9 protein-coding genes are annotated in these 12,515 nt (G+C 68.3%); all 9 read left to right on the top strand.

Features of this window, described 5'->3' with window-relative positions; translation table 11 throughout:
• The first annotated feature begins 28 nt into the window (after window positions 1-28).
• Window positions 29-763 carry a phosphatase PAP2 family protein gene (locus tag B1818_RS02850; RefSeq protein ID WP_175404293.1) on the top strand — a complete coding sequence of 245 codons (735 nt, stop codon included), beginning with the start codon at window positions 29-31 and terminating at the stop codon, window positions 761-763.
• Window positions 760-1,680 (top strand): decaprenyl-phosphate phosphoribosyltransferase, encoded by a 921-nt coding sequence (locus B1818_RS02845; protein ID WP_058250933.1) that lies wholly within the window; start codon window positions 760-762, stop codon window positions 1,678-1,680. Before B1818_RS02850 ends, B1818_RS02845 begins: the two co-directional genes overlap by 4 nt.
• Window positions 1,667-3,754, top strand: coding sequence for a flagellar motor control protein ZomB (gene zomB / locus B1818_RS02840; RefSeq protein WP_058250934.1), 2,088 nt, complete (start codon window positions 1,667-1,669; stop codon window positions 3,752-3,754). Before B1818_RS02845 ends, zomB begins: the two co-directional genes overlap by 14 nt.
• Window positions 3,755-4,136: 382 nt before the next feature.
• Window positions 4,137-5,126 carry an alpha/beta hydrolase family protein gene (locus B1818_RS02835; protein WP_004021369.1) on the top strand — a complete coding sequence of 330 codons (990 nt, stop codon included), beginning with the start codon at window positions 4,137-4,139 and terminating at the stop codon, window positions 5,124-5,126.
• A gap of 621 nt (window positions 5,127-5,747) precedes the next feature.
• The gene (locus B1818_RS02830; protein WP_058250935.1) at window positions 5,748-7,271 is read left to right on the top strand and encodes an alpha/beta hydrolase-fold protein; all 1,524 of its coding nucleotides are present in this window, start codon (window positions 5,748-5,750) and stop codon (window positions 7,269-7,271) included.
• A gap of 270 nt (window positions 7,272-7,541) precedes the next feature.
• On the top strand, window positions 7,542-8,078 hold the full coding sequence (locus tag B1818_RS02825; RefSeq protein WP_058251122.1) for a DUF732 domain-containing protein: 537 nt from the start codon (window positions 7,542-7,544) through the stop codon (window positions 8,076-8,078).
• A 1-nt stretch (window position 8,079) separates the two neighbouring features.
• Entirely contained in the window at window positions 8,080-9,093 is a 1,014-nt protein-coding gene (locus B1818_RS02820) for a cutinase family protein (RefSeq protein ID WP_058250936.1), read from the top strand.
• 234 nt (window positions 9,094-9,327) lie between these two features.
• On the top strand, window positions 9,328-10,338 hold the full coding sequence (locus B1818_RS02815) for an LLM class F420-dependent oxidoreductase (RefSeq protein ID WP_058250937.1): 1,011 nt from the start codon (window positions 9,328-9,330) through the stop codon (window positions 10,336-10,338).
• Window positions 10,339-10,595: 257 nt separating this feature from the next.
• On the top strand, window positions 10,596-12,497 hold the full coding sequence (gene fadD32, locus B1818_RS02810; protein ID WP_058250938.1) for a long-chain-fatty-acid--AMP ligase FadD32: 1,902 nt from the start codon (window positions 10,596-10,598) through the stop codon (window positions 12,495-12,497).
• Window positions 12,498-12,515: the final 18 nt, after the last annotated feature.

Here is a 12,515-nt window from a genome sequence, read left to right as displayed (position 1 = left end):
GGTGATCGGCAGCGGGGGCGACACGGTCCTGGAGGACCGTGCGGAGACGGGGAAGGTCCCGGCCGACGACACCCCGCGTCCCCTGAACGGCGAGGAGAAGGCGCTGGTCGCCATCCAGGCCGGGCTCGGCGCCCGCCCGGGCGTCCGCCCGGCCGCGCGCGGACTGTCGCACGTGGGCGAGCACGCGCTGGGCTGGCTCGCGATCTCGGGGACCGGTTGGGCCCTGGCCCGCCGCCGCGGTGACGTACGGGCGCAACAGCTCTGGCTCGAGGCGGGAGTGGGCGCCTTCGGCGCGCACGCCGCGTCGGTGATCATCAAGCGGATCGTGCGCCGCCCGCGGCCCGCACACCCGGCGATCGCCATCGGGGTGTCGACGCCGAGCAAACTGAGTTTCCCGTCCTCACACGCCACCTCGACCACCGCGGCCGCGATCCTCATCGGCCGCGCCGCCGGCTGGGACCCGAAGGTGCTGCCCGCTGTGCTGGTCCCGCCGATGCTGCTGTCCCGACTGGTGCTGGGCGTGCACTACCCGACCGACGTCACCGCGGGTGCCGCGATCGGTGCCGCGAGCGCAGCGGCGGTCATCGCGGGCGATAAGGTGCTGCTCGAACCCACCCGGAATGACCAGGAGTCCGGACGTGCCCGCCGCGCGGCGCGCGTCCTGGCCCGGCTCGGCCTGACGGCCGCGGTCCCCGGCGGGACGCTGCGTCTTGCCGCGTCCCCCGTCATCGCGCGGGTGACACGACACAGGGAGAGTGCATGAGCGAGGAGCCGATCGAGCACGGGAAGGTTCTCGGACCGCCGAAGAACCTGACGTCCGGGCTGATCAAGGCCGTCCGGCCGCGGCAGTGGGTCAAGAACGTCCTGGTGCTCGCCGCTCCGCTCGCCGCGGGCAACATCACCGACGTCTCGGTGCTGGGCTCCGCCGGTATCGCCTTCGTCGCCTTCTGCCTCGCCGCGTCGAGCATCTACCTGGTCAACGACGCGATGGACGTCGAGTCCGACCGCAACCACCCGACCAAGCGGTTCCGGCCGATCGCGGCCGGCGTCGTCCCGGTGACCCTGGCCTATGTCCTCGCCGTCGTCCTCCTCGTCGGCTCGATCGGCATCGCGTTCCTCGCCAACTGGCAGACGGCCGTCGTCATCGCCATCTACCTGGTGATCCAGCTCGGCTACTGCTTCGGCCTGAAGAACCAGGCCGTCATCGACATCTGCATCGTGTCGTCGGGCTTCCTGCTGCGCGCCATCGCCGGTGGTGTGGCCGCCGAGATCGTGCTGTCGCAGTGGTTCCTGCTCGTGATGGCCTTCGGGTCGCTCTTCATGGCGGCCGGTAAGCGCTACGCCGAACTCCAGCTCGCCGAACGCACGGGCGCCAAGATCCGCAAGGCCCTCGAGTACTACACGACCACCTACCTGCGCTTCGTGTGGACCCTGTCGGCGACCGCGGTCGTGATCTTCTACGGCCTGTGGGCCTTCGACAAGGGCTCCGACCACGACACCAACGTCGCGTACGCCATCTCGATGGTGCCGTTCACCGTGGCGATCCTGCGCTACGCCGTCGACGTCGACGGGGGTGCCGCGGGCGAGCCCGAGGAGATCGCGCTCGGCGATCGTGTCCTGCAGCTGCTCGCCGTGGCGTGGCTGGTGTGTGTGGGTGTCGCGGTCTATGCAGTCAATTGACGGATCGCCAACCGGATTCCGGGCGCTGACGACCGGCCGCACCAAGGTCGCGGCCGTCAGTTTCGTCGTCGGGGCCGCCGTCGTCACGACGTTCTTCGCTATCGGTGCGTGGCAGCGCCGGTGGATCGCCGACGACGGGCTCATCGTCCTGCGGACGCTGCGCAACCTCTTCGCCGGCAACGGTCCGGTCTTCAACGCCGGGGAGCGGGTCGAGGCGAACACGTCAACCGCCTGGACCTACCTGCTGTGGTTCTGGGCGTGGATCACCGACGGTCAACTCGAGTACGTCGCGCTCTGGGTGGCGCTGGTGTGCTCGGTCGCCGCGATCCCGATCGCGATGTACGGCAGCGCGCGCCTGTTCGGGACACGCATCGGCGGGCTCACCGGCGACGGCTGGACCCTGCTGCTGCCGTTCGGCGCGGTCATCTACATCGCCATTCCGCCCGCGCGCGACTTCGCCACGAGCGGGCTCGAGAACGGACTCTGCATCTTCTGGGCGGCCGTCCTGTGGTGCCAGCTCGTCGCCTGGGCGCGGCGCGGCCCGCGCACGAGCCGCAGGAGCGCGGCGGCCACGCTCGTACTCGCCTTCACCGCCGGTCTGGCGCCGCTGATCCGGCCCGAACTGGCGATCCTCGGCGGCCTCGTCCTGCTGCTGGTGTTCTTCGCGCCCCTCGGCTGGAAGATGCGTCTGGGCGTCGTCGTGGTCGCGGGGACCCTGCCGGTCGGCTACCAGATCTTCCGCATGGGCTACTACGCCCTGCTGGTTCCCAACCCCGCGGTCGCGAAGGACGCCAGCGGTGCCAAGTGGGACCAGGGCTTCGCCTACCTGACCAACCTCTTCGGCCCCTACGTGCTCGTGCTGCCGGTCGTCCTGGCGGCGGTGGCCGGGGTGCTGCTGGTCGTCGGCGGCCGCATGCGGTCGACGAGGGCCGACGCCACCGGTGCCGACGCGACCGCGGATTCGGGTGACGCAACGGCCGACTCGACGACGGACACCCGGCCGTCGCGACTCGCCGGATGGTCGCGCCGGCTGCAGTCCTCGACCGCGGTCGTGACCGTCGTGGTCCTCGCCGGCATCGTGCTGATCGTCTACTGGATGCGTCAGGGCGGCGACTTCATGCACGGCCGGGTGCTGCTCGTTCCGATCTTCATCACCCTGTTGCCCTTGATGGTCGTGCCGGTGACGATTCCCGCCCACGTCGGTGCGGCGTTCCGTCGCCGGCCGTCGACGGACTCCGAGTCCGTGATCTCCGACCCGGTGGACGACGCCGCTCCACCGGTGACCGCACCCGACCCCGCCGACCGCCGGCGCGCGCGGGCCCAACTGGTCGGCGCGGTCGCCATGAGCGCCATGTGGATCACCGTCGTCGTGTGGGCGGTCTCCACCCACGCCAACGTGCTGCCGAACGCGGGGATCGACATCGGACGCAGCGGCATCGTCGACGAGCGCCGCTTCTACGTCACCAACATGGGCAACGAGAACCCGGTGACGGCCGAGGACTACCTCGACTATCCGCGCATGAGCGCGATGGTCGAGAAGATCGACGAGTACCGCGAGGACGGCGGCGTCATCCTGCCGTCGTTCAACTACGACGAGTGGTACGTGGCGCAACTTCCCGGCGTGATGCCGAAGGGTGCCGAGCGGCAGGTGACCGTCTACTTCCTCAACCTCGGCATGACGAGCATGAACGCCCCGCTGGATGTGCGCGTCATCGACCAGATGGGTCTGGCGTACCCGCTCGCCGCACACACCGAGCGTCTCGAGGACGGCCGCATCGGCCACGACAAGATCCTGCCGAGCGAGTGGGTCGTCGCCGAGGCCGGGGCATACCCGCGCCGCCCCGTGCTGCCCGGTTATCTCGACGAGGACCTGGTCCGTCAGGCCCAGGTGGCGCTGCAGTGCCCGGAGACCAAGGACCGGTTCGCCTCGTTCGAGGCGCCGTGGTCCTTCGACCGCTTCAAGCACAACCTGCGTCAGGCGTTCATCTTCAACAGCTATCGCATCCAGCGTGAGCCGGAGTACGAGATCCAGCGCTGCGGCCTGGAGATGCCACCGCCGGTGAACCCGCGCTAGTGACGCGCGCCCGGGCGCGGCACCCAACCACACGACACCAAGAGAATCCCGAGAAAACGCGGGGTCGAACCTGTGGAGTTGCCGTCGAACATCTCGGATCGGTAACGTCCCCGTGGGCGCGGCCGATAGAAAGGTCGTGACTGAGGCGTTCTGAACTGCTGGGACGTCGAAGTGACGGGGGTTGTGATCGCGATCACATGGTTTGTCACGTTCGGGGGCATCGAATAGGCTCGCCGACGGTGAATCGCATGCGAGAACGACTCGTGGACGACGTCGCGCCGCGCAATGAGCCGGGGGACGAAAAATGTGTGACGCACAAGGACCGGTAGGCCACCGGGGACCATGAGTTCCGGCCGATCGGCTGAAGAGGGAGATTCTGTACATGCGTGAAGCTGCCACCGAGGCGCCGAGGCCTGCGCGCAACCGGATGAGCAACCGGTTGATCGCCGCTTTCGTCGCCATCCTGACAGTTGTGGGACTGACCGGCGTCGTCGCCGGCCAGGCCAACGCCCGGATCGGCGGAACGCAGGTCGGCAAGCAGGAGTTCTGGGTCAACGGCTGCGGGATGCCGAACGTCAAGGTCCGCGCCTGGAAGAAGCCCGGCAACTACAAGACCGTCATCCTCCTCGACGGCATGCGCGCCCAGTACGACTACAGCGGCTGGGAGATCAACACCAACGTCCAGGAGATGGTGAAGTCCGGCGTCAACGTCGTCGAGCCCATCGGTGGACCCGCGAGCTTCTACACGGACTGGGACGCACCCAGCAACTTCAACCGGCAGCCCTACCGGTACCGCTGGAACTGTGTCATCAGCCGGACTCTCATCAGTGCGCTCGACGCCCGCGGCTTCCGCGTCGGACCGTCGAAGCGCTACGCCATCATGGGCCTGTCCATGGGCGGTAACGCCGCTCTGGTCCTCGGTGCCCAGAACCGCCAGCACTTCGACCGCGCCGGCTCGCTCTCGGGTTACAACTTCCTGAGCGCACCCGGCATGCGTACCGCGCTGCGCCTCGCGATGCTCGACGTCGACCCGAAGCCGTGGAACATCGACGCGATGTGGGGCCCGCCGTGGAGCATCCGCTGGTTCCAGAACGATCCCTTCTGGAACATCGGCCTGATGCGCGGAATGAAGGTCTTCGTCGGTTCCGGTAACGGTCTGTTCGGCCGCTACAACGCACTGCCCAACGTGTTCGACGACCTGTTCAAGGGTTCGACCCTCGAGCTGCTCGCCTTCACGCAGTCCAAGGCCTTCGAGGCCGCGGCCTTCGTCCAGGGCGTCCCGCTGATGACCTACTACGCCAACGGCACCCACGCCTGGGGCTACTGGCAGGACATGATCTGGAACGCCAAGAACCGCGGGTTCTTCCGCTGATCTGACATCGCCGGTTCGCCGGCCACACGACGCCCCGCCCGGGTTTCCGGGCGGGGCGTCGTCGTGTCAGCTCGCACCACGACAGCCCAACCACTGCTCCCTGAGGAGGCCGGAGCTTGCGGAGGCCGTCACGAAGGGTCCTGGTAGATGACGTCGCCAAACCCTTCGTGACGCGCCCTCCGCAGGCTCCGGGCGCTCCTCAGGGAGCAGAAGCAGCCGCGCCCTCCGCAGGCTCCGGGCGCTCCTCAGGGAGCAGAAGCAGCCGCGCCCTCCGCAGGCTCCGGGCGCTCCTCAGGGAGCAGAAGCAGCCGCGCCCTCCGCAGGCTCCGGGCGCTCCTCAGGGAGCAGAAGCAGCCGCGCCCTCCGCAGGCTCCGGGCGCTCCTCAGGGAGCAGAAGCAGCCGCGCCCTCCGCAGGCTCCGGGCGCTCCTCAGGGAGCAGGCCGGGATATCAACTGTCACAAAAATCCCACGTGTCACAGCGTGGCGTGCGGACATGTCTCGCTGCGCCGTGTAAGAAACTCCTGAGGCGTTTGATACTCATGAGGCATGTGTGACTGACGGGGAATCGGTCACGACGCTGCGGGCGCCGGCGTACAGGGGCGAAGGAGTTCTGGAGAGTGATGCGGCGAAACAGTGGTATAGGCAGGGTCGACGCGCGACCGGCTGACGCAGGACAGGGTGACGCGCGCCCGGCCGGTCGTCGGGCGACCCTTCGCCCGGTGACGGCGGCCGTGGTCGCGCTGGCAACCGCCGCGGTGTTGGTCATCGGCAACGGTCTCGCCGGCGCCGAGCCCGCTCCGGCCCCGCCTGCCCCCGCGGCCCCGCCCGCGCCCCCGGCGTCGCCGAGCGCTCCCGCGCCCGCGCCACCGAACTCGCGCGCCCCGGTCGCTCCGGCGTCGGAGCCGGCCGCCCAGCCGGCGAGGGTGACGAACACCTACTGGTACACCGACCGGCGCGTGGCCCTGTGGGTCTACTCGCCGGCGATGAACACCAACATCCAGGTGCAGATCCTGCTGGCCCGTGACTGGCACGCGAAGCCGAAGGAGAAGTTCCCGCAGCTGACGATGCTCGACGGCCTGCGCGCGCAGGACGATCAGAGCGGCTGGATCATCAACACCAAGATCGTCGACTTCTACAAGGACAAGAACGTCAACGTCATCCTGCCGATCGGTGGTGAGTCGAGCTTCTACACCGACTGGAAGGAACCTGACCGCGGCAAGAACTACAAGTGGGAGACGTTCCTCATGCGGGAACTGCCGCCCATCCTGGAGAACGACTGGCGCTCCACGGACGTCCGCGGCATCGAGGGCCTGTCGATGGGTGGCTCCGCGGCCATGATGCTGGCCGCGCGCAATCCCGGCTTCTACAAGTTCGCGGCGTCGTTCTCGGGGATCCTGCAGCTGAGTTCGTTCGGCATGCCGCAGGCCATCCAGTTCGCGGTGCGCGACGGTGGCGGCTACGACTCGATGAAGATGTTCGGCCCGCCCTCCGATCCGGCGTGGAAAGAGCACGACCCCTATCTGATGGTCGACAAACTGCAGGGCACGAGCCTGTACGTCTCCTCGGGCAACGGCATGGTCGGGCCGCACGACAAGCCGTCGGACATCCCGATGCTCGCGACCAACTATTCCGGCGTCGGACTCGAGATGCTGAGCCGCGTGACCTCGCAACAGTTCGCGATCCAGTTGAACCGCAAGGGGATTCCGGGCCAGGCGAACTACCGGCCGTCGGGCACCCACACCTGGCCGTACTGGGAGTTCGAGATGATGCAGGCGTGGCCGCAGGCCGCCGCGGCACTCGGACTGTCGCGCGACGCGGTCGCATGCCGCGTCGACGGCGCCTTCCGCAAGGTCTGGGACGCCAACAAGGCGACGCTCGGGGGCTGCCTCACCCCGTCGTACGCGGTTGCCGGTGGCAAGGCACAGGACTTCGCCGGCGGACGCATGTTCACCGGCCCGAAGGGTCCGAAGATCGTCACCGGCGCGATCGGTGGCGCCTACGTCGCTGCCGGTGGACCGAGCGGACGTCTCGGCAAGCCGACGACCGACGAACTCCCGACCCGCGACGGCAAGGGCCGCGTCAACCACTTCGAGCACGGCCGGATCACCTGGACGGCGAAGGACGGCACCAAGGTCCTGAAGTGACGGTCAGATGGAGGGGGCGGGGCGCCGACGGTGCCCCAACCTCGACCCCACGTGTGTACGGCCTGAAACTTCGCTGAGGAATCGGACCGTTACCGCAGGTGGTGCTGGTGCGGCGGCCGGAACGGCCCCGCGCGGACGGTAGCCTGACGTGGTGTGCGATGCAGGGTGCCCCTGCGTTGCGATCGGCCGCAGGCCGGACGTGAGTGTCGCCGGACGAGACCGTCCGGCGGTGCGTTGATCTCGACCCGAAAGGTTCGGCAGGAAGTGGCGATGACAACGAAGTGTGTGCGGCTGGTGCTGGCCGTGACGGGCCTCGCTCTCGCGCTCGGGTCCGTGTCGGCCTGCGCCGATGACTCGACGGCCAGTGCGCCGATCACCAACAACCCGGTCACGACGACATCGCTGTACTCGGCCGCTCCCTCGACGAGCGCGTCGCCGGGTTCTACATCCGAGGAGACCACCCCGTCCACGCCCGGCGGCACGTCGGAGCTGCCGGCGACCGAACCGAACCCCAGCACGAAGGTCCCGGCCAGCTTCCCCGGACCCAGCGGCCAGCCGCTCGACGACAAGGCCCGCGCGTATCTCGCCGCGTTGAAGCAGCAGGACGTCACGTTCATGGGTGACAACGACAATTCAGTGGCCCTGACGATGGCGAAGTACGTCTGTGGTGCCAAGCAGAAGGGCACCGACCCGAGCATGGTGAAGGCCTTCGTCACCGCCTCCGTGGGTCCGGGGGCGGACAACGTCGAGGAAGCGAACTCGAAGGCCGACAAGGTCATCCGCGCGGCCGAACAGCACTACTGCTGACGTGGCCGCTCGACGCAACGCCGCGGGCCGCACCCGGAAGGGTCCCGTCCGGCGGCTCGGCGCTTTCGCGCTGCTCCTCCTCGCGCTCGCGGTCATCGCGATCGTGCTCATCGTCGTGCTGGTCCTGGTGTGGCTGGCTCCGGGACCCGCGCCGATCGGCCCCGGCGGGCCGTCGACGACCCCGCCGTCGAAAGAACGGCCGGATGCACAGCCGGCGGACTGCCCGGACGTCCTGACCGTCGTCGTGCCCGGGACCTGGGAGTCCAGCGCCGACGACGATCCGTACGCGCCGTCGGCGAATCCGAACTCGTTGATGCTGCGCGTGTCGCGTGCCCTCTCGAATGACTTCGACTCGTCCCGCAGCGAGATCTACACCGTTCCCTACACGGCGCAGTTCCGGAATCCGACCAACCTCGCCGACCGGCAGGCCGACTACAACGTGTCACGCACGCAGGGGTACAAGCGCGCGGCGGGCAAGATCATCTCCACCAACGAACGCTGCCCGCTGACGAGCTACGTGATCATGGGATTCAGTCAGGGTGCGGTCATCGCCGGCGATCTGGCCAGCAACATCGGCAACGGCCGGGGCGTCCTCGAGGACGGTGACCAGGATCTCGTGCTGGGCGTCGGGCTGATCGCCGACGGTCGGCGCCAACCGGGTGAGCAGAACGACATCGAGCCGAGCCCGAACGGCGTGGGTGCCGAGATCGCGCTCGGCGGCATGGGCAACCTCGTTCCCGGCATCTCCATGACCGGCCCGCGCACCGGCGGTTTCGGCGACCTCCGTGACCGGGTTCAATCCATCTGCGCCCCGGGCGATCTCATCTGTGACTCGCCGACGATCGTCAACCCGCTGGCGGCGGTGTCGAAGCTGGCGAACGCGGCGTCGAACCCCGTCCACGCGATGTACGCGACCACCCGCTACTGGGAGAACGACGGTCAGACCGCGACCCAGTGGATGTACGACTGGTCCAAGGATCTCATCGAGGACGCACCCCAGCCGAAGCACAACTGACCGGCAGCCTGCCGGTCACGGCTGACCGGATAGAAGCGTCTTCAGACGCGACTCACCCGACCGCCCGCATCGTCGAACTAACCGGCCGGTAACCTCTTGTCGCGGCTGCGGCCGATTCGTTTGGCGGCGCCGTCACGCTGCATTAACGTGTTGGGCTGGCCCGAGGAACACCGCAGTGCGCCGCAGACGCCGCACGCGACCTCACCAGCCGGCGATCACGATGAGAGGACAGCGATGACGCAACCCCCGAGCGATGCCGGTGCCACCTCGGCCGGATTGCGGAGGTTCCGCTTCGGCGCGGGTGGTGAGGGCAACAAGGACGAGGGCGGTGCCCGCAAGTTCGTCAAGCTGGCGCAGACGGCCGAGGAATACGGTTACGACACCTTCGCGGTGCCCGACCACCTCGGCAACCAGGTCGGTCCGCTCGCGGCCCTCGGCGCGCTGACGCAGGCCACCAGCACGATCCGCCTCGCGACCTCGGTGCTGGCCAACGGCTGGCGTCATCCCGCCCTCCTCGCCAAGGAGGCCAACACGATCGACGTCCTGAGCAGGGGACGACTCGAGTTGGGCATCGGCGCGGGGTGGATGAAAGAGGAGTTCGACAAGGCCGGCATCGAATTCGAGTCGCCCGGCGTCCGCATCCGTCGCCTCGACGAGGCGCTGACCGTCCTCGACGGCCTGATGCGCGGGGAGACGGTGAACTTCGACGGCGAGTTCTATCAGATCAACGGCCTCGAGGGGAGTCCACGGCCGCGGCAGGGACCGCGTCCGCCGATCGCCGTCGGCGGCGGTGGACCCAAGATGCTCGCCCTGGCCGCCAAGCACGCCGACATCATCTCCGTCGCGCCCGGCACCACCACCGACGGCAAGATGAAGCTGTCCGACATGACCATCGAGAAGACCGCCGAGCGTGTCGACCGGATCCGGCAGGTCGCCGGCGACCGGTTCGACGAGCTCGAACTGAACTGGACGATCGCTGTCATCGTCATCACCGACGATCGGGTCGCCACCGCCGAGATGGCGCTGAAGGCGCTCGAACAGGGCTATCCGCCCAACATCGCGCACGACACCGAGTTCACCGTCGACGACGTGCTGACCTCGCCGTACATCGCGATCGGGAGCTTCGACGAGATCGCCGACCAGATCCGGGAGGTGCGCCGCCGCACCACCATGTCCTACGTAGGGGTGTTCCCCACGCAGATGGATGCTTTTGCGCCCGTGCTGGCGCAATTGAAGGGGGAGTAGGATGGCCGACGGTCTCGCGAGTCAACAGCGAGGTGACGGGTCGGTGAACCCGGGGGCGCGCGTCGAAGGGCGACGCGCGCTCATGCGAAGCCGAGCATGACGAACGCGAGTTTTTCGTTGGGTAACTGGACGTGCGCTACCGTATCCCGCGGTCGGCACAGGACGTGGACAGCAGGACTGCGTGGTGGTGTCGCCAAGACCTCGCCGGAGAACTGCGCCCGCGTGGGGGAGTCCACGAGGGGGCACAGGAGTAATGAATGCTGAGTACTGAACTCGAAGACTTTCTCGATGAGACCGGGAACATCTCTTTCACCGAGGAAGCGACCCTGGTCGACTACGTCGAGCAGAACGTCCGCGAACAGGCCGACACACTGGCCTACCGGTTCATCGACTACAGCCGCGAACGCGATGGCGAGCCCCAGGATCTGACGTGGGCGCAGTTCGGCAAGCGACTCCGCGCCGTCGCAGCACGTCTGCAGCAGGTCACCAAGCCGGGCGACCGCGTGGCGATCCTCGCGCCCCAGTCGCTGGAGTACGTGATCGGGTTCTTCGCGGCGCTCTACGCCAGCAACGTCGCCGTCCCGCTGTTCTCCCCCGACGAGCCCGGACACACCGACCGACTGCACGCGGTCCTCGACGACTGCAAGCCGACCGCGATCCTCACCTCGACGAAGTCCGCCGAGGCGGTGCGTGACTTCTTCGCGCCGCTGCCGGCCAAGGAGCGACCGCGCGTCATCGCCGTCGACGCCGTCCCCGACTCGGTCGGGTCGAGCTGGGTGGCACCGGTCGCCGGTCAGGACAAAAACAAGGACACCGTCGCCTACCTGCAGTACACCTCGGGTTCGACGCGCGTCCCGGCCGGTGTGGAGATCACCTATCAGGCGGTCGCCGCGAACGTGCTGCAGATCTCCGACACCATCGGCATCGATCGCAAGGCCCGCGGCGTCACCTGGCTGCCGATGTTCCACGACATGGGTCTGCTCACCGTGATCCTGCCTGCGCTCGGCGGCCGCTACATCACGATCATGAGCCCGCAGGCCTTCGTTCGCCGTCCCGGTCGCTGGATCAAGGAGCTCGCCGCCGCCGCCGACGGCGCGGAGACCTTCGCCGCGGCTCCCAACTTCGCCTTCGAGCACGCCGCCGCGCGCGGTCTGCCGAAGGAGGGCGAGGAGCTCGACCTCTCCAACGTCATCGGTCTGATCAACGGGTCGGAGCCGGTCACGGTCAGCTCGATGAAGAAGTTCAACGAGGCGTTCGCGCCGTACGGGCTGCCGAAGACGGCGATCAAGCCCTGTTACGGCATGGCCGAGGCCACGCTGTTCGTGTCCGCGACGCAGCGCGAGAACGAGGCGAAGGTCGTCTACGTCGACCGCGACGACCTCAACGCCGGCAGTTTCACCCTCGTCGACTCCGACGCGCCCAACGCGGTCGCGCAGGTGTCGTGTGGTCAGGTCGCGGTGAGCCAGTGGGCCACCATCGTCGACACCGAGACGGCGACCGAACAGCCCGACGGCCATGTCGGGGAGATCTGGTTGCATGGTCTGAACATCGGCGCCGGCTACTGGAACAAGCCGGAGGAGACCGAGGAGACATTCCACAACAAGCTCGTCACCCCGCTCCCGGAGAACAGTCACGCCGAGGGTGCGCCCGCGGACGCGATCTGGATGCGCACCGGCGACTTCGGGGTCTGGCTCGACGGTGAGCTCTACATCACCGGGCGAGTCAAGGACCTGGTGATCGTCGACGGCCGCAACCACTACCCGCAGGACCTCGAGTACAGCGCGCAGGAAGCCAGCGACGCGCTGCGCCCCGGCTTCGTCGCCGCGTTCTCGGTGCCGGCCAATCAGTTGCCGGGCGAGGTGTTCGAGTTCGCCGGCAGCGGTTTGAAGCCCGACGCCGACGACGCGTCCGAGCAACTGGTCATCGTCGCCGAGCGCGGACCCGGCCGCAAGGCCGACCCGCAGGAGGTCGCCGACACCGTGCGTGCCGCGGTGGCCCAGCGTCATGGCGTGATGGTCCGCGACGTCCTGCTGGTTCCGGCCGGCTCGATCCCGCGCACGTCGTCGGGCAAGATCGCGCGGCGCGCGACCCGTGCGGCCTACATCGACGGCAGTCTCCGGGGCGGCTACAAGCAGACGGCGTTCCCGGACGCCGAGTAGCGAATCTGCGGACCCGGG

Origin of the sequence: Gordonia sp. IITR100, assembly GCF_002009645.1 — a bacterium.
Taxonomy (GTDB): Bacteria; Actinomycetota; Actinomycetes; order Mycobacteriales; family Mycobacteriaceae; genus Gordonia; species Gordonia hongkongensis.
This window is presented reverse-complemented; position numbering and strand designations above follow the sequence as displayed.